General features: G+C 73.7%; 21 protein-coding genes. 12 read left to right on the plus strand and 9 right to left on the minus strand.

Annotated elements, in window-relative coordinates; all coding sequences use genetic code 11:
• Nucleotides 1-174 precede the first annotated feature (174 nt).
• The 3 genes from IF09_RS0108590 to IF09_RS0108600 all read left to right on the plus strand — a co-directional run bounded on the left by IF09_RS0108590 (nt 175) and on the right by IF09_RS0108600 (nt 3,060).
• The gene (locus tag IF09_RS0108590; protein WP_051832235.1) at nt 175-1,473 is read left to right on the plus strand and encodes an MFS transporter; all 1,299 of its coding nucleotides are present in this window, start codon (nt 175-177) and stop codon (nt 1,471-1,473) included.
• Nucleotides 1,470-2,675, plus strand: coding sequence for an anhydro-N-acetylmuramic acid kinase (locus IF09_RS0108595; RefSeq protein WP_030293613.1), 1,206 nt, complete (start codon nt 1,470-1,472; stop codon nt 2,673-2,675). Before IF09_RS0108590 ends, IF09_RS0108595 begins: the two co-directional genes overlap by 4 nt.
• 64 nt (nt 2,676-2,739) lie before the next feature.
• Complete coding sequence (locus IF09_RS0108600; protein WP_030293614.1) at nt 2,740-3,060, plus strand: hypothetical protein; 321 nt, start codon at nt 2,740-2,742, stop codon at nt 3,058-3,060.
• Nucleotides 3,061-3,232: 172 nt separating this feature from the next.
• On the opposite strand, the gene IF09_RS0108605 is transcribed toward IF09_RS0108600, so the two are convergent.
• The 3 genes from IF09_RS0108605 to pgm all read right to left on the minus strand — a co-directional run bounded on the left by IF09_RS0108605 (nt 3,233) and on the right by pgm (nt 7,658).
• A complete protein-coding gene (locus tag IF09_RS0108605) occupies nt 3,233-3,961 on the minus strand; it encodes an SOS response-associated peptidase (protein ID WP_030293618.1) in 729 nt (242 codons plus the stop codon).
• A 773-nt stretch (nt 3,962-4,734) separates the two neighbouring features.
• On the minus strand, nt 4,735-5,952 hold the full coding sequence (locus IF09_RS0108610) for an FAD-dependent monooxygenase (protein WP_030293620.1): 1,218 nt from the start codon (nt 5,950-5,952) through the stop codon (nt 4,735-4,737).
• Nucleotides 5,953-6,017: 65 nt separating this feature from the next.
• Nucleotides 6,018-7,658, minus strand: coding sequence for a phosphoglucomutase (alpha-D-glucose-1,6-bisphosphate-dependent) (pgm, locus tag IF09_RS0108615; protein WP_030293621.1), 1,641 nt, complete (start codon nt 7,656-7,658; stop codon nt 6,018-6,020).
• Nucleotides 7,659-7,887: 229 nt separating this feature from the next.
• Between pgm and IF09_RS0108620 the strand changes: the two genes are divergently transcribed.
• Entirely contained in the window at nt 7,888-11,127 is a 3,240-nt protein-coding gene (locus tag IF09_RS0108620; protein WP_030293624.1) for an amidohydrolase family protein, read from the plus strand.
• A gap of 2 nt (nt 11,128-11,129) precedes the next feature.
• Here IF09_RS0108620 and IF09_RS0108625 read toward each other — a convergent pair whose 3' ends face one another.
• Together IF09_RS0108625 and IF09_RS0108630 are read right to left on the minus strand one after the other, a co-directional pair.
• Entirely contained in the window at nt 11,130-12,575 is a 1,446-nt protein-coding gene (locus IF09_RS0108625) for an MFS transporter (protein ID WP_030293626.1), read from the minus strand.
• Entirely contained in the window at nt 12,572-13,567 is a 996-nt protein-coding gene (locus IF09_RS0108630; protein WP_030293628.1) for a class I SAM-dependent methyltransferase, read from the minus strand. Before IF09_RS0108630 ends, IF09_RS0108625 begins: the two co-directional genes overlap by 4 nt.
• Before the next feature lie 77 nt (nt 13,568-13,644).
• Here IF09_RS0108630 and IF09_RS0108635 point away from each other — a divergent pair, with 77 nt between their 5' ends.
• Nucleotides 13,645-14,256 carry a helix-turn-helix domain-containing protein gene (locus IF09_RS0108635; protein WP_051832237.1) on the plus strand — a complete coding sequence of 204 codons (612 nt, stop codon included), beginning with the start codon at nt 13,645-13,647 and terminating at the stop codon, nt 14,254-14,256.
• A 385-nt stretch (nt 14,257-14,641) separates the two neighbouring features.
• Here the strand turns inward: IF09_RS0108635 and IF09_RS0108640 are convergent, their stop codons facing one another.
• Both IF09_RS0108640 and sigK read right to left on the minus strand, forming a co-directional pair.
• Nucleotides 14,642-15,391 carry an anti-sigma factor gene (locus IF09_RS0108640; RefSeq protein WP_030293630.1) on the minus strand — a complete coding sequence of 250 codons (750 nt, stop codon included), beginning with the start codon at nt 15,389-15,391 and terminating at the stop codon, nt 14,642-14,644.
• Nucleotides 15,388-16,008 carry an ECF RNA polymerase sigma factor SigK gene (gene sigK, locus IF09_RS0108645; RefSeq protein WP_078613129.1) on the minus strand — a complete coding sequence of 207 codons (621 nt, stop codon included), beginning with the start codon at nt 16,006-16,008 and terminating at the stop codon, nt 15,388-15,390. Before sigK ends, IF09_RS0108640 begins: the two co-directional genes overlap by 4 nt.
• Nucleotides 16,009-16,290: 282 nt before the next feature.
• Between sigK and IF09_RS0108650 the strand changes: the two genes are divergently transcribed.
• The 6 genes from IF09_RS0108650 to IF09_RS0108675 all read left to right on the plus strand — a co-directional run bounded on the left by IF09_RS0108650 (nt 16,291) and on the right by IF09_RS0108675 (nt 22,345).
• A complete protein-coding gene (locus tag IF09_RS0108650) occupies nt 16,291-17,610 on the plus strand; it encodes an NAD(P)/FAD-dependent oxidoreductase (protein WP_037634331.1) in 1,320 nt (439 codons plus the stop codon).
• 8 nt (nt 17,611-17,618) lie between these two features.
• Nucleotides 17,619-18,383 (plus strand): DUF1365 domain-containing protein, encoded by a 765-nt coding sequence (locus IF09_RS46850; protein ID WP_030293636.1) that lies wholly within the window; start codon nt 17,619-17,621, stop codon nt 18,381-18,383.
• A complete protein-coding gene (locus tag IF09_RS0108660) occupies nt 18,380-19,657 on the plus strand; it encodes a class I SAM-dependent methyltransferase (protein ID WP_418953026.1) in 1,278 nt (425 codons plus the stop codon). The genes IF09_RS46850 and IF09_RS0108660 overlap by 4 nt, the downstream gene beginning before the upstream one ends.
• The gene (locus tag IF09_RS0108665) at nt 19,654-20,463 is read left to right on the plus strand and encodes a DUF1295 domain-containing protein (RefSeq protein ID WP_030293638.1); all 810 of its coding nucleotides are present in this window, start codon (nt 19,654-19,656) and stop codon (nt 20,461-20,463) included. Before IF09_RS0108660 ends, IF09_RS0108665 begins: the two co-directional genes overlap by 4 nt.
• Nucleotides 20,460-21,185: an alpha/beta fold hydrolase gene (locus tag IF09_RS40010; protein ID WP_063607332.1), complete on the plus strand. Its 726-nt coding sequence runs from the start codon at nt 20,460-20,462 to the stop codon at nt 21,183-21,185. The genes IF09_RS0108665 and IF09_RS40010 overlap by 4 nt, the downstream gene beginning before the upstream one ends.
• A gap of 104 nt (nt 21,186-21,289) precedes the next feature.
• Entirely contained in the window at nt 21,290-22,345 is a 1,056-nt protein-coding gene (locus IF09_RS0108675) for a M4 family metallopeptidase (protein ID WP_234320920.1), read from the plus strand.
• A 64-nt stretch (nt 22,346-22,409) separates the two neighbouring features.
• Here the strand turns inward: IF09_RS0108675 and IF09_RS0108680 are convergent, their stop codons facing one another.
• Both IF09_RS0108680 and IF09_RS0108685 read right to left on the minus strand, forming a co-directional pair.
• Nucleotides 22,410-23,030, minus strand: a complete 621-nt coding sequence (locus IF09_RS0108680; RefSeq protein WP_051832240.1) for a hypothetical protein — start codon at nt 23,028-23,030, stop codon at nt 22,410-22,412.
• A 139-nt stretch (nt 23,031-23,169) separates the two neighbouring features.
• Nucleotides 23,170-23,580, minus strand: coding sequence for an organic hydroperoxide resistance protein (locus tag IF09_RS0108685; protein WP_030293642.1), 411 nt, complete (start codon nt 23,578-23,580; stop codon nt 23,170-23,172).
• A gap of 124 nt (nt 23,581-23,704) precedes the next feature.
• On the opposite strand from IF09_RS0108685, the gene IF09_RS0108690 reads away from it, so the two are divergent.
• Entirely contained in the window at nt 23,705-24,178 is a 474-nt protein-coding gene (locus IF09_RS0108690) for a MarR family winged helix-turn-helix transcriptional regulator (protein WP_030293644.1), read from the plus strand.
• The last annotated feature ends 16 nt before the right edge of the window (nt 24,179-24,194 follow it).

The raw sequence follows: 24,194 nt of genomic DNA on the forward strand, positions 1-24,194 counted from the left end.
GTCCCCGCCGCAACGGCGCAGCCGGCCCAGACCCAGGCCCACGGCGAAGCCCTCCTCGAACCCCTGCTGTCCGGCGAGGACCTGGTCCCCGTCGAGGCCGGTCGGGGGCCGCCGAACTGCTGAAACGGATCCTGCGGAGGCGTCGCTGTCACAGCGAGGGGGCACGGAGCACGGGTGAGACCTCTCGAGCTGCGCCCCGCGGCCGCCCGCCGCACCACCACCTCCCGTCGGGCGCTGCTCGCCGGTTCGGTCGGCAATCTCGTCGAGTGGTACGAGTTCGGCGTCTACGGCTGCCTGGCCACCGTCATCGCCGCGAACTTCTTCCGGCATGAGGGGAGCAGCGGCGCCGAGGCGCTGGTCGCCACGTACGCCTCGTTCGCACTCGCGTTCTTCTTCCGGCCCGTCGGCGCCGTCCTGTTCGGGCGACTCGGTGACGGCCTCGGGCGGCGGCCCACCCTCATCGTGGTCGTCGGCCTCATGACCCTCGCCACGGCGATGATCGGCCTCCTTCCGACCCGCGCCGCCATCGGGGGCGCCGCCCCGTGGCTCCTCACGCTCCTGCGGGTACTGCAAGGGCTCTCCGCGGGCGGCGAGTTCGGCGGGGCCGTCTCCCTCATGACCGAGTACGCGCCCGCCGGCCGCCGCGGCCTCTACGGGGCGTGGCAGTCGTTCACCGTAGCGCTCGGCCTGCTCACCGGGGCCGGTACGGCCGCCGCCCTGGCGACAGCACTGCCCGCCGAGGCCCTGTACGCGTGGGGCTGGCGGATCCCGTTCCTGCTGGCCCTGCCGCTGGGCGCGGTGGCGCTGTGGCTGCGTACGGCGCTGGAGGAGCCTCCCGGGGCTCCCACGGGAGACGGCCGGGGCACTCCGGTCGGCGCCCGGGAGCTCGCGCGGGCCGTCGTGCTCGGCATCGGGCGGATCATGGGCTGGTCGGCGGCCGGCTACACCTTCCTCGTCGTCCTGCCGTCCTATCTCCAGGCGACGCTCGGTGCCTCCCTCCGCGAGGCCCTGCTCGCCACCGCCCTCGCCAATGCCGGGTTCGCGGCGTCGATCCTGCCCGCCGGGGCCCTCAGCGACCGGATCGGCCGGCGCCCGGTGATGCTGTGCGGGGCCGTCGGAGTCGTGGTGCTCGCCCTCCCCCTCGTCCACCTGCTCCAGTCCCCCGGCTCATCACCATGGGCGAGAGCCGGGGCCGTGTTGCTCGCGGGTGCGCTGGTCGGCCTGCTGGCCGGGCCCGGACCGGCGATGCTCGCCGAGATGTTCCCGCGCCGGGTCCGCTGTACGGGGCTCGGCCTGGCCTACTCCCTGGCCAACGCGGTGTTCTCCGGCTGCGCCGGACTCGTCATCACGGCCCTGATCGCACGGACGGGAGACCCCGCCGTGCCCGCTTACTACGCCGCCGGCGCCTGCGCCCTCAGTTGTCCCGCGCTGCTGGCCCTGCGCGGGCGCGCCCACCGGGAGCCGCTGCGATGAGGGTGATCGGGCTGATGTCGGGGACCTCGTACGACGCCGTCGACGCCGCTGCCGCCGACCTCGAACTGTCCCCCGAGGACGGCACATTGCACCTCGTGCCGCTCGGCATGGTCAGCGAGCCGTACGCGGCCGACGTACGGGAGGCCCTCGCCGCCGCCCTGCCGCCCGCGGCGACCACCCTGGCCGAGGTCTGCCGCCTCGACACCCGGATCGGCCAGGCCTTCGCGGCCGTCGCCGCCCGCGCCGACCGGGAACTGTGCGCAGGACGCGCCGAGTTGGTCGCCTCGCACGGGCAGACGGTGTACCACTGGGCCGAGGACGGCCGGGTGCACGGCACGCTGCAGCTCGGCGAACCGGCCTGGATCGCGGAGCGCAGCGGCTGCCCCGTCGTCTCCGGCTTCCGGACGCGGGACGTGGCGGCGGGCGGGCAGGGGGCTCCGCTGGTCAGCCTGATCGACCTGATGCTCCTGCGCGGGCGCCCCGGCGTGCCCGCGGCCCTGAACATCGGGGGGATCGCCAACGTCACCGTGCTGCCGGCGGGCGCCGATCCCGTGGCGTTCGACACCGGCCCGGGCAACGCCCTGATCGACGCAGCGGTCCGGGAACTGACCGCCGGGCGGCTCGCCTACGACGAGGGCGGCGTGCTCGCCGCCTCCGGGCGCGTCCACGAGGGGCTGCTCGACCGGTTGCTGTCCGGGGAGCCCTACTACCGGATGCCGGCTCCCCGGACGACGGGCAAGGAGCTTTTCCACGCGGGCTACCTCCGGGCGCGGCTCGCGGGGTGCGGCGAGCTCCCGCCGCAGGACCTCGTCGCCACGCTGACGCGCCTGACCGCCCGTACGGTGGCCGATGCGCTGCGCCCTCTCGCAGCCACCGAGGTCTTCGTGTCGGGGGGAGGGGTACGCAACCCGACGCTGATGGCGATGCTCCGCGACGAACTGGCGGGCGGCGCCGCGGTACGCGCGTCACAGGAGCTGGGGCTGCCCGCGGAGGCGAAGGAGGCGTATGCGTTCGCGGTGCTCGGGTACCTCAGTCTCCACGGCCTCCCGGGCAATGCCCCGGGGTGCACCGGAGCCGCCGGACCGCGCGTGCTCGGGTCGCTCACTCCGGGCAGCCGCCCGCTGCGCCTGCCTGCGCATCCGGGCCGCGCTCCGCACGCCCTGACCGTAGGGGGCCCGGCGAGCGCAGGGGCCGCGGTGTGATCGGCTCGGCGCCCGGAACCCCAGGTCCGCGCCTCGTTGATCAGCAGGCGGAGGGAAGGTTCTGGTGCGTCGGATCAGGCGTCACGCCGTCGCGGTACTGACGGGGCTGGTCCTGCTGCTTCCGGCGGCGGGGGTGGGAGCGGCGGCGGGAGCCGGCCCCGGAGGCGGTGCTGCCCGCGCAGCGGACGATCCGGCCCGCGTGGTCCAAGAGCAGCGGATCGACGCGCGGACGCTCGACCTCACCGTCACCTCGCCCGAGACCGAGGCGCCGGTCAGGGGTGCGGCTGCTGCTGCCTCCGGCCTGGTCGAAGACCACCGGACGTGGCCCGTCCTGCGGCTGCTGCACGGCGGGCCGGGCGACCACACCGACTGGACCACTGCATGAACCAGCAAGTGCGGGTGCGGGCTCGTCCCGCTCGGCATTCCGGCCGCCGTGTGCGCGTACCGGGGCGTCCACGCCTGACCGTACTGGGAACGCAGCTGGTCTTCTCCTTCCCCCGGCTGATGGCGGCCCTCGGCCCTGACGGCGGCCCGGCGGCCCGGCGCAGCCGGGCCTCCTAGGCAGGAGCCTCCAGCAGCTCCGGGCCGTTGTTGCTGACGCTGTTGACCGCCGTGGAGACCGCCCGTACGTCGAGGCGACCGTCGGCGGGGGTGTGGAGGAGTGCCCGCAGGCCGTGGACGTCCTGGTAGGCGGGATCCAGCCAGGTGTCCTGGTCCTCTGGGGACACGGCCAGGGGCATGCGTGGGTGGATCCGGCCGGCCGCATCGGCGGCCTCGGTGGTGATGATCGTGGCGGTGACGAGCCAGGCGGCCGGATCGTCCTCGTCGGTCACGGCCGGATCGCGCCAGAACTCGTACAGCCCGGCCATGGCCATGACCTCGGCGTCCTCCGGGGCGATGAAGTACGGCTGCTTGTACGCCTTCGCCGTGGCCGTGGCGGCCACGGACTGCCACTCGTAGAAGCCGTCCGCAGGCAGCAGGCACCGGCGCCGGGTGAAGGCGCGGCGGTAGGCCGGCTTCTCGTGCACCGTCTCGACCCGCGCGTTGATCATCCGGGCGCCGCCGTTCGGGTCCTTCGCCCAGGAAGGGACCAGGCCCCACCGCAGGGTGCGCAGCCGGCGCTGCACCTCCCCGGTCCCCCGGTCGGGGCGCTCGATGACCGCCCAGACCTCGTCGGTGGGGGCCACGTTCCAGCTCGGCGCCAGCGTCTCCCGGGGATCCCAGCGGGCCTCGAACAGGCCGGCCAGGTCTTCGGGGGCCCGGCTGGAGGCATATCGACCGCACATGGCATCCACTCTCCCACCGCGACGGCTCCCCCGGCCGCCGGGCCGGCGCCGCGGGCGCGGGATTCAAGGAGGGGTACGTGCCCGCAGCCACCGGGGCGGCCGCCCGGGCCGCTCACCGCGGACGGCCGCCGTCTCCAGCGTAGGCCGCCATGCCGCTGCCCCGCTCAGCGACGGAAGTGCGCGGCACGATCGGCCGACATCGGCGCAGGTCGGAGCGGGTCCGATCGGGCCGGAGGCCGTCGGCCGCACGGCGGGGCGCGGCTCGTACGGGGCCTGCGGTTGCCCGGCGGATACGAACGAACTCCTTGCGGATGACGTCGGCGATGTGGTGGAGCCCCTCGCGCCCCCCCTGTCGACGTCGGACTCCCGGGAGCGCTCGTGCGCGGTCCGCTTCAGGTCGCCGGCGCGTCAGCCGGGCCCGCAGCCGTGCGTCGCCGGGGTCCGTGATGCCCGCGGTGGTGTCGGTGGCGAAGATCTCCCCCGCAGGCAGCCATGGGTTTCGGGACTCGCCTGTGCGGTTCCCGTACCGGCAGCCCCCAGCGCCAGGACCGAGACCGCGACCAGGACACCCGACCGTTGTTCCATGCCTCAACTCCCCGGCCACGGGCTCGGGCTCATGGTGCTGCACCCCGGGGCGCATCGGGATCACCGTAGGGCCTGCGGCACCGCGCCACGGGCGGCAACGCTCTGCTTGGCCGATAACAAGTGCCAGGGACGTTCGGTCAGTCACCGGTGAATTCCGGTACGCGGCACGGTCATGGTCCGGCGGCGGGCTACGGGGTCATGGCCTGGCCGCCGATGTCCGCGGCGCCGCCGAGCTGTCCCTGCCACCACGACTCCGCCTCGCGGTGGTTCATCGCGGCCCACGCGGGGGTCTGTTCCACCTGGCCCCGGCCGAGGCGGCGGGCCAGGGCGACCATCTCCCGCCCGGCCGCGCCCCGCGCGGCCTGGTATGCGCGCAGCAGCTCGTCCCAGGTGTCCGCCCGGCGCCAGGCGTCCTCGAACGCGGTGGCGTCCTGGAGGGCCTTGGCCGCCCCGCTGGTGTTGTGCGGGCGCACCACGGTGGCCGCATCGCCGGCGAGCAGCAGGCGCCCGGCCGTCGTCCGCGCCGTCTCCAGGTCGTAGATGGGCTGGACGAAGGTGTCCGCCGGCTCCGTCAGCCCGATCACCTGCGCCCAGTACGGCGGGAACTCCCGGTCCAGTAACGCGCCGAGGTGCGTGGTGAGTTCCTCGGTGACCCGGCCCGGCGGGAAGCTGGTCGGGTCGTCGAACGGCAGCCGCCCGGTCTGCGGGGGCATGGCGTACAGGACCCAGTTCACCCGGGGGCCGTCCGGCCCGGGGATGCGGTAGATGACGCAGCTTCCGCCGCTGAAGCAGACGGTGGTCACCGACTCGGCGGGCCAGCCGCCGTCGCCGAGCGCCTCCAGCCGCCGGGCGTCGAAGTTCCCCCGCCAGCAGACGTACCCGGCGTAGGCCGGCCGGGATTCGGGGCAGACCGCCTCGCGCACCACCGAGCGGTACCCGTCGGCGCCGACGACCAGGTCGAACGCCTCCGCGGTGCCCCGGGCGAGCCGTACCTCGGCCCGCTCGCCGTCGCCGGCCACACCGGTCACCGCCGCGCCCTGCCGGTAGACCACCGGGGCGGGTGTCGCCCCGCGCAGCCCTCTCCACAGCAGACCCCAGTGGTACGAGTGGAACGGGAACGGCTGCTCCCAGAACACCCTGCCGGCCGGCCCGGCCGCCGTGTCGTCCCGGACCACCCACCTGCGCCGGGTCAGCCGGTGCGCGGCGATGCCGGCGGGCAGCGCGCCGGTGGCGGCGAGTTCGGCGGCGCGCCCGTCGTGGATGCAGAGCCCGAGTCCGCGGTCCGCCAGCCGTCCGTGGGTGCGCTCCAGCACCACCACCTCGTCCGCGCCCGCCCGGGCCGCTGCCGACGCCAGGGCGCAGCCCGCAATGCTGCCGCCCACCACCGCGACCGTACCGCCTCGCATACGTGCTCCCTCCACGCGCTCTCCCGGGGCCCGCCACCCTACTGGGGCGGGGCGCCTCGCGCGGGTCAGTCGGCGAGTGCCGCCGATACGACGGAGCGGGCCTCCTCCTGTACGCGGGTCAGGTGGTCGGGGCCCAGGAAGGATTCGGCGTAGATCTTGTAGACGTCCTCCGTGCCCGACGGGCGGGCCGCGAACCAGGCGTTCTCCGTGGTGACCTTGATGCCTCCGATGGCGGCACCGTTGCCGGGAGCCTCCGTCAGCACCGCCGTGACCGGTTCCCCCGCCAGGGTGTCGGCGGTGACCTGCCGGGGGGACAGCCGGCCCAGTACCGCCTTCTCCTCGCGGGTGGCCGGCGCGTCGATACGGGCGTACGCGGGCTCGCCGAAGCGGGCCGTCAGGCCGGCGTACCGCTCGCTGGGGCTCTGCCCCGTGACCGCCAGCATCTCCGAGGCCAGCAGGGCCAGGATGATGCCGTCCTTGTCGGTGGTCCACACGGAGCCGTCGCGGCGCAGGAAGGAGGCTCCGGCCGATTCCTCGCCGCCGAAGCCGATGGTGCCCGCGGTGAGTCCGTCCACGAACCACTTGAACCCGACGGGCACCTCCACCAGTTCACGGCCCAGGTCGGCGGCCACCCGGTCGATCATGCTCGAGGACACCAGCGTCTTGCCGATGCCCGCGGCCGCCGGCCACTGCTCGCGGTGGCCGTACAGGTACTCGATCGCCGTGGCGAGGTAGTGGTTGGGGTTCATCAGACCGCCGTCCGGGGTCACGATGCCGTGCCGGTCGGCGTCCGCGTCGTTGCCGGTGGCGATCTGGAACCGGTCCCGGCCCTCGATCAGCGAGGCCATCGCGTACGGGGAGGAGCAGTCCATCCGGATCTTGCCGTCCCAGTCCAGCGTCATGAACCGCCAGGTGGGGTCGGTGTGCGGGTTGACCACGGTCAGGTCGAGGCCGTGCTCCTCGGCGATCCGTCCCCAGTACGCGACGGAGGCCCCGCCGAGCGGATCGGCCCCGATGCGCAGGCCCGCGGCGCGTACGGCGTCCAGGTCGAGCACGGACGGCAGATCGCGCACGTACGTCCCGAGGTAGTCGTACGTACCGGTGGTCGAGGCGGCGGTCGCCCGCGCGAACGGGATCCGCCGGACCTCCTTCATGCCGCCGGTGATGATCTCGTTGGCGCGCTCCTGGATCCAGCCCGTCGCCTCGGAGCCGGCGGGTCCGCCGTGCGGCGGGTTGTACTTGAAGCCGCCGTCCGCCGGCGGGTTGTGCGAGGGGGTGACCACCACTCCGTCGGCCAGGGCCGAGGTGCGCCCGCGGTTGTGGGTGAGGATGGCGTGCGAGACCGCGGGCGTCGGGGTGTAGCCGTCTGCGGCGTCGACGAGCACGGTCACGTCGTTGGCGGCGAAGACCTCGAGGGCGGTGACCCGGGCGGGTTCGGACAGGGCGTGGGTGTCCGCGCCGAGGAAGAGGGGGCCGTCGATGCCCTGCTGGGCCCGGTACTCGCAGATCGCCTGGCTGGTCGCCGCGATGTGGTCCTCGTTGAAGGCCGTGGCGAGGGAGGAGCCGCGGTGTCCCGAGGTGCCGAAGCTGACGCGCTGGCCGGGATCCGCCGGATCGGGGTGCAGGGCGTAGTAGGCCGTCACGAGCCGGGCCACGTCGACCAGGTCCTCCGGGCGCGCTTGCTGCCCCGCTCTTTCGTTGAGCATCCGCCCATTCCTCCGTAGTGGATCCGTACTGAATCAAAGAGAACGACCGTGGTCATTGTGTCGCCCCCTGAACGTGCCCGCACCGCCGCCTCGCCACTCGGCCCGCGCCTGTGCGCCCGGTCACGCAGTACCCCTGCGTCCCGCAGGTGACCGCGGGGGCGGCCGGTCGTTGAGCCCGGCGGCAGGAATACCGGCCCCCGGACCCCCGACTGCGGAGACGTGGCAGCTGATGAACGCCCCCTTCGACACCGACCCGCGGACCCTGTCCCGTCGCCGGCTGCTCGCGGCCGCGGGCGCCGTCGGCGCGGCGGAGCTCCTCGGAGCGGGACCCCCGGCAGCGGCCCGTACCGGCATTCCGTCGGCCGCGCCGGCCCCGCTTTCCTTCACGGCGGCCACGAACGGCGCGGCGAGCCTGTCTCCGGGCGGGGACCGGCTGATCGCCGAGATCCACAACGTGCTGTGGTCGGTGCCGGGTTCCGGGGGCGACGCCGTGCCGCTCACCGCGGCGGGCCTGGAGGCGAGCCGGCCCGTCCACTCCCCCGACGGCTCATGGGTGGCGTTCTGCGCCTACGGCAGCGGCACGTACCACGTCTGGACCATGCGGCCCGACGGAAGCGGGCTGCGGCAGCGCACCGAGGGCCCGTTCGACCACCGCGGGCCGGCCTGGTCGCCCGACGGCACGCGCATCGCCTTCGCCTCCGAGCGCGCCGGGGATCCGGTCGGCGGGGCCCCGTACCGGATCCACGTGCTGGAACTGGGGAGCGGCGCCGTCACCCCGGTGACCGGTCTGGCCGGGCAGGACGGGCCCCTGCAGAGCGGTGCCTGGGAGGACTTCGACCCCACGTGGTCCCCCGACGGGAAGCGGATCCTCTTCGTCCGGGCGACCGTGACGGCAGCCGCGACCGGACCCCGGGCGGACGCGCGCACCATCGCCTCCGTACCCGCGGACGGATCGGGTCCCGTCACCGTCGCCTTCACCGAGCAGGAACCGGCCGCGCAGCTCCTGGCCCCTGCCGTCGCGCCGGACGGCCGCCGTACGGCCTGGCTGCGGACCACGCCCCCGCCGAATGCCTCCTGCGTCCTCGTCGTCGACGGCCGGCCGGTGGCCGTCGCCGGGGATGTGGCGGCCCAGCCGCCGCGTTGGACGGCGGCCGGGGAGCTGCTGGTCACGGTCGACGGCCGGTTCACGCTCGTCCGCCCGCAGCAGCCGGAAGCGCCCCGGACGATCCCCTTCCGCGCGCGGGTGGCGGCGGACCGTCCGCGTTACCGGACGAAGCGGTACGGCCTCGGCGACGAAGGCCGCGTGCGCCCGGTCCGGGGCATCCACCTGCCGGCGCTGTCCCCTGACGGACGGGACGTCGCCTTCGCCGCCCTGAACGCGCTGTGGCTCGGCAGCATCTCCGGCGGCCGCCCGCCCCGGCGGCTGCGCCAGGCGGCGCCCACCCGCTATCTGCTCGCCCCCTCGTGGGCGCCCGACGGGCGGTCCCTGCTGTACTGCGACGACCGCGACGGACTGATGGCGGTCCACCGGCGGGACCTCGCCACGGGGGCGGAGAGCACGATCGCGGCCGGCGGCCGGGTCTTCCCCGCGCTGTCGCCCGACGGGCGCCGGCTCGCCTGCCTCGACCTGGTCGGGCGGCTCCTCGTACGGGACCTGGCGAGCGGCACGGAGCGCGTCCTCGCCGCGCCGCTCGGCGGGGGCGGGCTGCCGGGCCGGCCCAGCTGGTCGCCCGACGGATCCCGGATCGCCCTGTGTGACCGCAATCGGCTCAACATGCGGTTCAGGGAGGGCTACAACCTGATCCGGGTGGTCGATGCGGCTTCGGGCTCCGACCGCCTCCATGCCGTGGGCCCCCACGTCTCCGTCGCCGACCGTTACGACAGCGGGCCCGTCTGGTCGCCGGACGGCCGCTTCATGGCGGTGATCGTGGAATCCGCGCTGTGCCTGCTGCCGGTCGCGCCCGACGGCTCCCCGCGGGGCGCCCTGCGCACCCTGACGGCCGAACCCGCCGACCATCCCTCGTGGTCGGGTGACTCGAAGACCCTGTTGTACCTCTCGGGTGCGCGGCTGCGCCTCATCGGTGTGGACGGCGGACCGCCGAGGACCGTCCGCCTGCCGTTCGACCGTCGCCGGCCCACGCCGCCCGACACCGTCGTGCACGCCGGGCGGCTGTGGGACGGCACGGGCGAGACGGTGCGGGAGGACGTGGACATCGTCGTGCGCTCCGGACGCATCGCCGCCGTCGAACCCCACCGCGCGTCCCGGCCTCCGGCATCGGGCAGCGGGTACGTCGACGCCTCGGCCCGGACGGTCGTCCCGGGGCTGTGGGACGCCCACACCCACCCGTGGCAGAGCACGTACGGGGGCCGCCAGAGCGTGGGCCAGCTGACGTACGGGATCACGACGGCCGTCTCGCTGGGCGGGTTCGCGTACGAACAGGCCCGGATCCGCGAGGCGGTGGCGTCGGGGCAGCTCGCCGGGCCGCGACTGCTGACCAGCGGCGAACTCCTCGACGGGGCGCGTGTGGCGTACAGCATGGGGCGCGCCCACCGCACGGCGCAGGGTCTGCGGCGGTCCCTGGAACGGGGTGCCGCGCTCGACTGGGACTTCGTCAAGACCTATGTGCGGGCCCCGTCCTGGGTGATGGCGGAGGCCGCCCGGTTCGCCCACGACCGGCTGGGGGTCCGGTGCGGAAGTCATCTGGCCTCCCTGGCCGTTCAGACGGGCCAGGATCTGACCACCCATCTGCAGGCCACCGAGCGCGCCGAGGCGGGGCACGTGCTCACCGCCTCGGGCCGCTCCCACCAGGACGTGACCGAGATCTACGGCGGGGGCGACGGACGGCTCTCGATGATCGCCACGCCCTTCGCGGCGACCGCGCTGATCGGGGCCGATCCGACGCTGGCGGACGACCGTCGGGTCACGGCCGTCATGGCGCCCTGGGACGCCGATCTGGTGCGCCGGTCCGCCGCAGCGGCCCCGACGGCCGCCCAGTTGGCGACGCTGCGCAGGGAGACCGACCTCTACCGGAGGCTGCTGGCGGCGGGAGGCCTGGTCGTCCTCGGTACGGACGCGCCGCTGGTCCCGGTCGGACTCTCCCTGCACCTGGGGCTGCGCGCCCTGCACCGCGGCGGGCTCTCCCCCGTCGAAGCCCTGCGTACGGTGACCGTCCTGCCGGCCCGGCTCTTCGGGCTCGGCGACGAACTCGGTACGGTCCGGCCCGGCGGGATCGCCGACCTGACGATCGTGGACGGGGACCCGTTCACCGACTTCGACACGCTCGTCCGGACGTCCGGCGTCCTCAGGGGCGGCGTACCCCACACGACCGACGACCTCGTGGCCGCCTTCACCCCGGCGGCCGACACCCCGGCGGCCGGCGGCCCGGCCCACCGGCAGGCGGACCCGGTGGACTGGGGCAGCGAGCGGCACCTGATGCTGCGCGACGGCTGCTGTCACGCCCCCGGGTAGCGTCAGCCGCCCGGGCGGCGTCGCGCGAGCGTACGGCCTCCCACGGCGAGGGCGATCGCGGCGACGATCAGCATCGCCGCGACGGCGAACGTGATCCGCATCCCGTGGGCCACGGCCCCGGGATGCGCCGTCGTGACGTCGGTCGTGTCCGAGGCGAGCGCGAAGACGGCGCCCATCACGGACGCGCCGGTCACGAGCCCGAGGTTGCGGGACAGGTTGAGCACTCCCGAGATGACGCCGCGCTGGTCCGGGCCGACGTCTGCCATGACGGCGGTGTTGTTGGCCGTCTGGAACACCGCGTAGCCGGCGGTGGTGACCACGAGGGGGACGATGTAGCCGGCCACGCCGAGCGTCACCGGCGTGAGGGACAGGGCGCCGCAGCCCACTGCCACGCCGGCGAGCCCCGCGACGGTCATGCGCTGTGCGCCGAAGCGGTCCGCGATACGGCCGGCGGGCACGCCGGTCAGCGCGGCGACGAGCGGGCCGACCGACAGGACGAGTCCCACCAGGGCCTCGCCGAGCCCGAGCGCACGCGAGAGGTAGAACGGGCCGACCACCAGGGTCGTCATCATCACGGTGGAGACGAGCGCGCTCGTGCCGAGGCTCGCGCTCAGGAGCGGATCGCGGAAGACCGCCAAGCGGATCAACGGGGATGCCGCTCTCGCCTCGGCCCGTACGAACAGGCCCACTCCGAGCAGGGCAGCCAGCAGGAGAACGATGCCGAGCGGACCGAAACTGCCGCGCCCCACGGTCATGGCCAGGGCATAGGCCCCGAGCGTCAGCGCGAGGAGCAGCGTTCCCACGTGGTCGAAGCGGCCCCGCCCGCTCTTCTCGTCCCGCCGGTCTGGGGGCAGGCTGCGGGCAAGGAACAGTGCGAGCACGCCGAGCGGCGCATTGACGAGGAAGATCGCCCGCCAGCCGGGGCCGGCGAGCAGCAGACCGCCGAGAGAAGGGCCGAGCGCCGTGCCGATCGAGGACATGGTGCCGAGCAGCCCCATGGCGCTGCCCGTCCTCGCCTTCGGGACCGTCTCGCCGACGAACGCCATGGTCAGGGCCATCATGGTCGCCGCACCGAGGCCCTGCGCCGCCCGGGCCGCGATCAGCAGCCAGAGCGTGGGGGCCAGGCCGCACAGCACCGACGCCACAGTGAACAGGGAGATCCCGGACAGGAGCAGCCTGCGGCGGCCGATCATGTCACCGAGCCGGCCGACGCTGACGATCAGGGTCGTGATGGCGAGGAGATAGGCCAGGACGATCCACTGGACCTGCTGGAACGAGGCGCTGAACACCTGCGCCAGGGTGGGCAGGCCGACGTTGGCGGTGCTGGTGCCGAGCGAGGACAGCAGCATGGACAAGGAGAGACCGGCGAGCGCCCACCGGACCGAGGCCGACGTCCCTTCGGCACTCCCGGACAGCGCCTCGACGCGCCCTGCGTCGAGGCGCTTCATCGTGCGCTCCGTTCGCCCTCTGCCGCACGCACGCCCGTGAAGACCGTGGTGGCGGACAGGAGGAAGGCATCGGGCCGGTGCAGGATGCCCTGCTGCGACTCGGGATCGAGCAGTACGTCGAGCGTCCCGAGGTCTTCCGCGTTCAGGAGGTCGCTCGCGTTCTCCCGGAGCCGGGTCAGCTGGGTGTGCAGGAAGCTGCGGGCCGTCCCGTCCAGAGGAGCCGGCAGGTCGAGGAGGTACGTGAAGCCGCCGACGCCGCTGAGCCCGGCGCGGCGGAGCATCGCGGGCCAGTCCTCGACGACGGGGACGCTGCCGGGGAGCTCGGCGCGCATCGTCTCGAACGAGCGCTCCTGGACTGCGTCGAGCCGGGCCTGGAGACCGGGGGTGCCGATCCCGATGTCGCGCGGCAGGAAGCGCACCGGCAGGCCGCCTTCCGCCACGGCGAGCAGCCCGCCGGGCCTGAGCAGAGCGGCGAGTGCGTTCAGCGCATCCTGCTGATCGCCGAGGTGGTGCACGGTCTTGCTGCTCCAGATCACGTCCGCCGTACCGAGGCCGCCGTCCGTCCCCTGCCCGTCTGCGCCGTGCAGGCCCCCGGGCAGTTCCGCGTGCCGTACGGTCACCCTGCCGCCGAGGCCGAGCCGCTCGGCGCGGGCGAGGGTACGGTCCAGCAGTCCGGGGGTGCCGTCCACGGCGACCGTCTCGGCACCTGCGAAGGCTTCGGCGAGCACGCAGGTCATCACGCCCGGCCCGCTGCCGACGTCGAGGATCCGCCGGACGTCCGTCGAGGGGCCGAGCAGTTCGTTCAGGCGGGCCGCCGTCCGGTGGAGGACGGGCAGCTGGAGTTCGCCGCTCCGCTCCAACTGGGCCGCCATGACGTCCCAGTCGATGTCGGCGTGTCCGTGTCCCTGGCCGGGTCCGTGGCCGTGCCCGTGGCCGTGCCCGTGGCCGTGCCCGTGGCCGTGCCCGGGTCTGGAATCACTGTGTGGGTTCATGCCGTGGAGCCTGCCCCTGCCGCCCGGTCACGACAACTCTTGTTGCTGTTTCCGGGACAGCGGGGTGGAATGCCTCCATGGACACACCCTCCGACACGCCACCGGACACGCCGCCGTTGCCGTACCGAGCGGTCCTCGACGAGGTCGGCCCCCGGCTCAAGCGGCTGCGCGCCAAGCGCGGCCTCACCCTGGCCGCGCTCTCCGAGGCCACCGGCATCTCGAAGAGCACCCTGTCGCGGCTGGAGTCCGGGCAGCGCCGCCCCAGCCTGGAACTGCTGCTGCCGCTGGCCGGGGCGTACCACGTGCCGCTGGACGACCTGGTCGGCGCCCCCGAAGTGGGCGATCCCCGGGTCCGGCTGACGCCCCGGACGCTGCCGAGCGGCGGTTCGTTCGTCCCGCTGTCCCGGAGCCCGGGCCCCCTCCAGGCGTACAAGCTGGTCATCTCCGACCGGGGCGGCGAGCCGGACCTCCGTACGCACGAGGGCTACGAGTGGATGTACGTGCTCGAGGGACGGCTGCGACTGGTGCTCGCCGAGCACGATCTGGTCCTCGGCCCCGGCGAGGTCGCCGAGTTCGACACCCGGCTGCCCCACTGGTTCAGCAGCGCCGACGGACGGCCCGTCGAGATCCTCAGCCTGTTCGGGAGACAGGGCGAGCGCATGCACGTCCGTGCGAAGCCGCGCGGTTGACGGCACGGGGCCGTCGCAAGACCGGCGGCCGGGGCCCTGTGCGGTGACCGGGACCGGGAGGGAGAGGACGGCGCTCGACGGCGGGGTACTGCTGGTGCCCGGTTCCGCAGGACCTTGCCCCTCCCGGAACCAGAGCCCCCGGACAGAGCAGTCCCCGGCGGTCCTGTTCCGGTTCCGGGAGTTCAGCCGTCGCTGAGGGCTCCCGCACCGACAGGATCTGCCGGGGGCCTGGCCAGAGCCGAGATGGGGGTCACGCGGACTTCAGGACGTCTCCGGAAGTGAGTGCGGCTCTCTCTGGTTGTCCGGTGTATTGATGAGTTTCCTCCCTATTTCGTGTGAGTCAAGGGGTATGGGCTACATATTCCCGGCCACCCGTTTCTGCTGGTCAGGCCGGCAGCGCGAGGAGCATCAGGGGGCGGCTGGTGGGCTGGGCGGATCCGCCGGCGGGTTCGACGGTGAGTCCTACCCCGGAGGCGCCCCGGAGCCCGCCCTGCATGAGCGTGGCCCCCTCGTGCGCGAGGAGCCCGGCGGGGCGCATGGTGCCGTGGTCGTCGAACCACAGCTGGTACGTCCTGCCCTCGCCGGGGTCCGGGAGCCCGGTGCCGATGAAGACCGCCCGGTTCTGCAGCTTGGAGCTGACGACGGAGGTGGGGGCGCCGCCGGGGGTGCGGCCGTGCACCGTACGGGCGTCGGGGGCGGCCATCACGGCGGTGAGGTCCTGGAGGCGGCGTTCGGAGGCCTCCGCCTGCTGCCGGGCCTCGTCGGTGCGCTGGTCCTGCCATACGCTGACGCCCCCGAGGGCGGCCGCCGCGGCGAGGCTCGCAGCGAGGGCCAGTGGAACGGCCTTGCGGCGCAGGACGGCGCCGAACGTGAGCTGCTTGGCCGCCGCGGGCAGCAGCGGGGGCAGTTGCCGGACCGAGTCGATGCCGTACAGGACCTGTTCCTTCATCCGCGCGGGCGGTGGGAGGGCGGCAGCGGCGGCCATGCGGGCGGCGGTGGCGGAGAATTCGGCCACCTCCTGCCGGCAGGACGGGCAGTCGGCGAGGTGTGCGGTGAACGCCTCGTGCTCCGCAGGCGTGAGTGCGTGGAGGGCGTACGCGCCGGTGAGGGTGTGCAGTTCCCCGTCGTGCTTCATGTGGTCACCCCCATGCAGTCGCGCAGCCGGATGAGCCCGTCGCGCATGCGTGTCTTGATCGTCGGCAGTGGTGTGCGCAGGGTCTCGGCGACCTCGCGGTAGGACAGGCCCTGGTAGTAGGCCAGCGTGACGGCCTGGCGCTGGATCTCGGTCAGGCCGCGCATGCAGCGCCGTACCTGTTCGCTCTCCAGGCGGGTTTCGACCTGTTCCGCGACCTCGTCGAACGGGCGCGCCTGGTCGCGGGCTGCCTGGTCGTACTCGCGGTTGACCGCGGCCTGGGCGGAGCGGACGCGGTCGACGGCCCGGCGGTGGGCGAGGGTGGCGGCCCAGGTACGCACGCTGCCCTGTTCGGGGCGGTAGCGGGCGGCTTGCCGCCACAGGTCGATCATCACCTCCTGCGCCACCTCCTCTGACTGGGCACGGTCGCGTACGACCCGGACGACCATCCCGAAGACGGTCGCGGACAGCGCGTCGTACAGGGCGGAGAACGCGTCCTTGTCCCCGCGGGCCACCCGGGACATCAGGTCTTCGAGCCGGGGGCCCACGGCATCGGGGACGCCGAAGGGCAGCGGTTGCCCGGTGGTGGCGGATGGTCCGCCGCGGTCCGTCCGTCGCATGACAGTCCTTCCTGTCGAAGGCGCCGGCCCTTCCACGAAGAGAGCCGACCGCTCCGGATGCTGCCAGCTCTGCGTTCTCGACCGGTCTTCGGAGCGGACATCTGTGCGGATTGGTCAACCCGCTCGCCAATTCGCGATCAATGTGCACCACCTGCACCCGTCTGCACCGCAACTGATTCCGCGTGCCGCAACTGCCACCAATCCGCAGGCACTTCGGCCGCGAAGCAGGGGTGAACCGCCGTCACCGACGACGGCGTGGCGAACGGTGGGGAGTGAGCAACTGTGCGTACGAGGAACGTGGCCGTGATCGGCGGCGGTGTGGCGGGACTGACCGCCGCCTACGTCCTGCAAAAGGCCTGCGACGTCACGCTCTACGAGGCGGACCCCCGGCTGGGAGGCCACGCCCACACCCATGAACTGCCCGCGCCGGGCGGCGGTACGGTGGGCGTGGACTCGGGGTTCATCGTCCACAACGCGCGCACCTACCCCCTGTTGCTCCGGCTCTTCCGCGAGCTCGGAGTGGCCACGCAGGACTCCGAGATGAGCATGTCGGTGCGGTGCGACGGCTGCGGCCTGGAGTACGCCGGTGCCCGCGGACCCCTCGGCCTGTTCACGGGACGGGCGGCCCTGCGCGCCCGGTACCTGCGGATGCTGGCGGAGGTACCGCTCTTCCACCGCCGCGCGCGCCGCATGCTGGACGCGGACGGTCCGGTCGCCGGCGGTCCCGGCGGCGGCAATTGCGTCGGCGACGGTTCCGCCGGCGGCGGCCCGGAGCGGTACACCCTCCGGGCGTTCCTCGCCGACGGCGGGTTCTCCCCGTACTTCGTCAGCCACTTCATCGCCCCGCTCGTGTCCGCCGTGTGGTCCTGCCCGGCCCACACCGCGCTGGAGTACCCAGCCGCGTACCTGTTCCGCTTCCTCGACCACCACGGGCTGCTGTCCGTGACGGGCTCCCCGCGGTGGAGGACCGTCACCGGCGGCAGCGCGGCCTACGTGGACAAGGTCGCGAAGGAGATCAGCAACGTCCGGACCGCCAGCCCGGTCGTCCGGGTGGACCGCATACCGAGCGGCGTCCTGGTGGGCAGCGACGACGGCATCACCGACGCGTACGACGCCGTCGTCATCGCCACGCACCCCGACCAGGCGCTGCGTCTGCTGGCGGACCCCACCCGGGACGAGCAGCGGGTGCTCGGCGCCTTCCGGTACGAGGTGAACCCGACCGTGCTGCACACCGACACGGCCCTGCTACCCCGCTCGCCGAGGGCCGGGGCCTCCTGGAACTACCACCTCGCCGACTGCCGCCCGGGGGCGGAGGGGGTCCGGGTCAGCTATGACATGACGCGGCTGCAGCGCCTGCCGGGCGACACCCGCTACGTCGTCACGCTGAACGCGGGCGGGCGGATCGACCCCGAGCACGTGCTGGCCCGTATGGAATACGCGCACCCTGTCTACACGCCCGAGTCGGTGGCCGCGCAGCGATCGCTGCCCCGCCTCAACACCTCCGTCACGGCGTTCGCCGGGGCGTACCACGGGTGGGGGTTCCACGAGGACGGCTGCCGGTCGGGCGTACGGGCCGCCGCCGCGCTCGGCGTCCGGTGGTGACCCCCGCCGTGGCGCCGGGTCTCCGCCCGCCCCTCCCCGCCGTGGCCGTGCCGGCCCTTTACGACTGCGTGGTCTCCCACGTGCGGACGGCTCCGGTGCGGCACGCCTTCCGGCACCGCACGTACATGTGGCTCGTGGACCTGGACGCCCTCCCCCGGCTCCCATGGCCGCTGCGCACCCTGGCCCGGTTCGACGCCCGCGACCACTTCGACGCCGCCGCACCGACCGTCCGGGCCGGCCTCGACGCGTACCTGGCCTCCCGGGACGTGCACCTCGACGGCGGGCGGGTCCTGATGCTGGCCCACGCCCGGGTCCTGGGGTACGTCTTCAACCCGCTGACCCTGTACTGGTGCCACGACCGCTCCGGCGCACCGGTCTGCGTGGTGGCCGAGGTCCACAACACGTACGGGCAGCGCCACTGCCACCTGCTGCGCACGGACGAAGCCGACCGGGCCGAGGCGGCGAAGGAGCTGTACGTCTCGCCGTTCTTCCCCGTCGATGGCCGCTACCTCATGCGGCTGCCGGAGCCGCGGGAGCGGCTGGAGGTCATCGTCCGGCTCGAGCGCGCCGGGCAACGGCCCTTCACCGCGACCCTGCGCGGCCGGCACCGCCCCGCCACCCCCCTCGCCCTGCTGCGCGCCGCCGCCCGGCGGCCGTGGTCCACCGCTGCCGTCTGGGCCGGGATCCGCCGCCACGGCATCCACCTGCTGCTCCGCGGGCTGCCCGTCCAGCCCCGGCCCGAACGCGCACCCGAGGAAGGCATCGCCCCGTGACCCTTTCCCTCCCCCGAGCCGCCGACGAACCCGTGGAGCGGTACTCGATCGATGCACACGCGTGGCCTGACGTGGTGCGCCCGCCGACGGCGCCCTTCGGGCACGCGGCCGTCGCCCGCCGCCTCGTCCGCCGTGCCGTGACGGCGCTGCCCCTGCGCTGCCGGTTCGGCGCCGAGCCGCCCCACGGCAGCGGGCCGTCGCTGACGGTCCACGACCCGGACGCGTTCTTCCGCCGGATCGGGGCGCACGGCCTGATCGGCTTCGGCGAGTCCTACATGGCGGGCGAATGGGACAGCGACGATCTGACCGGCCTGCTGACCGTCCTCGCCGCGCACGTGGACGACCTGGTTCCCGGCCCGCTGCGCCGACTGCGCGGGACGTGGGTGCAGAGCAGGCCCGAGGCCCAGCTCAACTCCCGGGCCGGGGCGCGGCAGAACGTCCATCGCCACTACGACTTGTCGAACGAGCTATTCGCGCTGTTCCTCGACGAGACCCTGTCGTACTCCTCCGCCGTCTTCACCGCGTTCCCAGCGCGCCGTGAGAGCCTGCCGGCCGCGCAGCACCGGAAGATCGACCGGCTGCTGGACCTCGCCTGCGTCGGCCCGGGCAAGCGCCTGCTCGAGATCGGCACCGGATGGGGCGAACTCGCCCTGCGCGCGGCCGCCCGCGGGGCACACGTGACGACCGTGACCCTCTCCGCCGAGCAGCAGCACCTCGCCCGCCGCCGGATCGCCGCGGCGGGGCTGGCCGACCGGGTGGACGTCGAACTGCGGGACTACCGCGATCTGGAGGGCCGGTACGACGCGGTGGTGAGCGTGGAGATGATCGAGGCGGTCGGCAGGGACTTCTGGCCCACGTACTTCGCCGCCCTGCGCGATGCGGTGGCGCCCGGCGGGCGGATCGCGCTACAGGCGATCACGATGGGCCACGAGCGGATGCTGCACACCTCCCGTACGCACACCTGGATCAGCAAGTACGTCTTCCCGGGCGGCCTGATCCCCTCCCGCGAGGCCATCGAGGCGCACTCGTCGGGCGCGGGGCTGCGGATCGTCTCCGACCAGGGGTACGGCGACCACTACGCGCAGACCCTGCAGCTGTGGCGGGAGCGTTTCACGGAGCAGGCCGGCGCCGTGGCGGCGCTCGGCTTCGACCCGACGTTCCGGCGCATGTGGGAGTTCTACCTCGCCTACTCCGAGGCAGGCTTCCGGGCCCGCTACCTGGATGTCCGGCAACTGCTCCTGACCGAGGACCTCTCCCTGGGAGTCCGGCCGTGAACCCCGCCTCCTGGGAAGCCCTCGGGAGCAATCTGGCCGCTGCCGCCGCCACGGCCGTCACCGTACTGCTCCTGGCCTTCGCCGTCGGGACGGCCCGGCGCCTGCACCGGACGGTGGACATCGCCTGGGGCCTCGCCTTCGCCGCGGTCGCGGCGGTCTCCTACATCCTGTCCTCCGGGTACGGGGACGACCGCCGGCGGCTCCTGGTCGCCGCCGCCACCGTCGTGTGGGGGGTACGGCTCGCCGCGCACGTCGCCTGGCGCGGCCGCGGGCACGGCGAGGACCCCCGCTATGCGAAGTTCCTCGCCCGGGGGCGGGGCAACCCGCACGTGCGCGCCCTGTTCAAGGTGTACCTGCTCCAGGCGGGCCTGGTCTGGCTGGTCTCCCTGCCCGTGCAGAGCGCCTCGTACGCAGGCTCCCCCATCGGCGCGCTCGCCGTGCTCGGCGGCGCGCTCTGGGCGGTGGGGCTGCTCTTCGAGGCCGTCGCGGACTTGCAGCTCGCCCGGTTCAAGGCCGATCCGGCGCACCACGGTACGGTCATGGACCGGGGCCTGTGGGCATGGACCCGCCACCCCAACTACTTCGGCGACTTCCTGGTCTGGTGGGGGCTCTACCTGATGGCCTGCGGCACATGGCGGGCCGCCCTGCTGTGCCTGGTGTCACCCGTGGCCATGACGCTGCTGCTGATCAAGGGGAGCGGCAAGCGCCTGATGGAGGCCCATATGGCAGAGCGTCCCGGCTACGCCGGCTACATCGCCCGTACCAGCGGGTTCCTCCCCCTTCCGCCCTGGCGGGGCCACTCATGAAGCAGCCGACGGGCGCGCTGGCGCTGCGCCGGGTGCCGCGGGACCCGGCCGCCGCGGTGCTCCTGCTGCACGGGGGCCGTCCGATGGGGCTCGAGGCGCCGGCGCGGCCGAACCTGCCGGGGCTGCGGATGGTTCCCTTCGCACGGGCCATCGCGGACGCCGGTCCGGCGCAGGACGTGGTGGTGGCGGAGGTCCGGTACGCGCACCGGGGCTGGAACGGCCACCGCGCGGATCCGGTCCACGACGTCTGGCAGGCCCTGCGCGAACTGCGCTGCGCGGCCGGAGCGCTGCCCGTGGTGCTGGTCGGGCATTCCATGGGAGGCCGGGCCGCGTTGCGGGCGGCGGCCGACCCGCTGGTCCACGGCGTGGTCGGGCTCGCGCCGTGGTGCCCGCCGGGCGAACCGGTGCTGCATCTCGGGGACACGGCCGTGGTTCTCCTGCACGACGAGGCGGACCGCGTCACCGATGCGCAGGCGTCGTGGGACTACGTACGGCGGGCCCGTGCGCGGGGCGCCCGGGCCGGAGGCATCGTCATGCCGCACGGGCGGCACGCGATGCTCCGTCAGGCGCGCAGCTGGCACCGGATGGCCACCGACACCACGCTGGGCCTGCTCGGCCTGACCGCCCTCCCGGAGGAACTGTTCACCGGCCGGGTACCCGGGCCGGCCGGGTCTCGGTACACCGTCGCCCGGAGCGACTCGTCCCATATGCGGCAGCAGTGATCGAGGAGTGGCCGCGAAATCGGTCGAGGCCCTGGTCAAAGGGGCCGGGGATGCGCAAGGATCACGGCCGCACCTCGCCACCACCCCACTACGGGAGGATGTCTATGGCTCGCCGCACATCCCGCGGCCTCATCGCCGCGGCCACCACCACCGCAGCACTGTTCACCCTGTCCGGCCCGGTTGCGGCGCTGCCCTCGGCGGCCGACACGGCCACCGCCGGGCTGCCGCAGGCCCGCCTCTTCATGGTCAACCCCGTCCAGTCCTCGGGCGATCAGAGCCTCACCGACGGCAAGGACTCCACAGGGGCCGTGCCCGCTTCCGCCTATGCCCTGGCCGCACTGCGGAACCTGGACGGCAGCGGCTCGCTGTCGGGGAAGTGGGCGTACGTCCGGTCGGATACGGGCGCCTCCGCGGAGGTCGCCGACGCGGGTGCGTACAGCCGTACCGATGACCAGTTCGAGCAGGTCATGGCGTACTTCTGGGTCAACGAGGCACAGGAGTACCTGCAGGGCCTCGGCTTCGGGAGCGAGCTGCCGGGCGCCAACGACCGCGCGCAGCCGGTCCGCATCAACCAGTACGGGGCCGACAACTCCTTCTTCACCGACAAGAAGGCCGAGATCCGCTTCGGCAAGGGCGGCGTGGACGACGCCGAGGACGCGGAGGTGATCGTCCACGAGTACGGGCACGCGGTGCACCACGCACAGGTTCCCGGTTTCGGCACGTCGCCGGAGGCCGGTGCGATCGGCGAGGCGTTCGGCGACTACCTTGCGGTCGAGGTCGGTGACCACGCGGACGCCGCGTACGGATGGCCGCGCAAGGCGGACCTGGCCTGTGTCGCCGACTGGGACTCAAGCTCCTACAGCACCGCCCCGCACTGCCTGCGCCGGGTGGACGGGAACAAGGTGTACGCCGACCGGGTCGGCGAGGTCCACGCGGACGGTGAGATCTGGTCCCGCGCGCTCTTCGACATCCGCGGCGCGCTGGGCGCCCGGACCGCCGACCGGATCATCGTGAACGCGCAGTTCGGCTTCCGCCCCGACACGAGCTTCCAGGACGCGGCGCTGACGACGATCGCGACGGCACAGCGGATGTACGGCAAGAGCGCCGCGGACGCAGTCCGCGCCGCTTTCAAGGCCCGGCAGATTCCGGGGATCGCGTAGCCCTGTCCGCTGCTCCGGGTTCCGGTCCGGAGCAGCGGTCGGTACCGGGATCCGGTGCTCCCCGTCACGTGCCCGGGCGGACCACGGCCGTGCGGGGGCTGCGGTCCTGGGGGTCGATCTGCCGGCCCAGGGGCGCAAAGGCGAGGAGGAACAGCAGCCCTGCCAGCGGCAGCAGGTCCAGGCTGACGCCCGTGGCCACGAGGGCCGCGACCACGGCGGCGGGCCGCCAGGCGGCGATCCGCCGCAGCGCCGCGAGCCGGGTCATGAGCAGCAGCAGGCCGACGTAGAAGAGGAGTGGGCCGACGCCGTAGACGGCGGGCTCCACACCCGCGTGGCTCTTGACGCTCCGGAAGAACGCGCGCATGGCCTCGCGGTCCTCGCTGAGGAACCCGGCGAAGAGGTCGATGACCGCTTGGGCGGCGACCGCTGCGGCGCCGAGCAGGCCCGTCACCGCCCCTGCGGCGGCGAGCCCCCGGCCGGCCGGGCCGCGCCCCCGCGCCGCCATCCGCCGCATCCCGAGCACGATGGGGATGAAACACAACACACTTGCCAGGAAGGCGAGATGCCCCAGAGACCAGGATGGTCCGGGGCCGTGTTCCCCGTCGGTCAGCCGGATGAGTCCGTAGGCGGTCATGCAGAGCGGGCCGACGGTGAACGCCGTCCGCTGCCATCGTGTGTTCGACATGAGCCGATCATGTCGGCGCACGGATCGCCCGGCCCTCGGGGAACGCCCTGAGCCGGCCCTGGGACACCCCTGACGGCCGCTCCGGGGACCGGGGTCAGGGGCGGGCCGGGGGCCCTGGTGACAGGGCCCCCGATCGGTACTACTCGATCACCAGCTCGACCGGGATGTTGCCGCGAGTGGCCTTGGAGTAGGGGCAGACCTCGTGGGCCTGCTTGACCAGCAGGGCGCCCGTCTCGCCGGCGAGGGACTCCGGGAGCTCGACACGCAGGGTGACGGCCAGGCCGAAGCCCGTGTCGTCCTTGCCGATCGAGGTCTCCGCGGTGACCGACACCTCACCGGTGTCGACCTTGGCCTGCCGGCCGACCAGGCCGAGCGCGCTGGCGAAGCAGGCCGCGTAGCCCGCCGCGAAGAGCTGCTCGGGGTTGGTGCCCTGGCCGTTTCCGCCGAGCGCCGGGGGCATGGCGAGCGCGAGGTCGATCTGGCCGTCGGAGCTGACCGTGCGGCCTTCGCGGCCGTTGGCGGTGGCGACAGCGGTGTAGAGCGCGTCCATCGGGGTTCCTCTCGCGGTGGTGACCTTGTCAGCCGGTCATCGGCTGACGTCCACTACTAGAGCACACAATTTAGTTGTGCACAACTAAATGACCCGCAAGCTTTGTCCGGGTACACTGGCCCCCATGAGCGAGCAGCCCACCGAAACCCTCCGCGAGGAGGACTTCCTCCGTCTGGACGGCCAGATCTGCTTCGCGCTGAACGCAGCGAGCAGGGCCTTCAACGGCCTCTACCGGGTCGTCCTCAAGGACCTCGGCCTGACCTACCCCCAGTACCTGGTCATGCTGGTGCTCTGGGAGCACGGCACGACGCCCGTCAAGGAGCTGGGGAACCACCTGAGGCTCGACTCGGGAACCCTGTCCCCCCTGCTCAAGCGCCTCGAGGCCGCCGGCCTGGTCCACCGCGAACGCAGCACCGAGGACGAGCGGTCCGTCCACGTCGGCCCCACCGAGGCCGGCACGGCGCTGCGCGCCCGCGCGGCGGAGGTACCGCGCCGGATCGCCGCCGCCACCGGCTTCGAGCTGGCCGAGATCCGCGACCTCCAGACGCGCCTGCACCGTCTCACCGCCGCGCTGGACGCCGCCGTCCCGGAGGTGTGACGGGCGCCCGGGGCCG

This window comes from Streptomyces katrae, assembly GCF_000717655.1.
Lineage (GTDB): Bacteria > Actinomycetota > Actinomycetes > Streptomycetales > Streptomycetaceae > Streptomyces > Streptomyces katrae_B.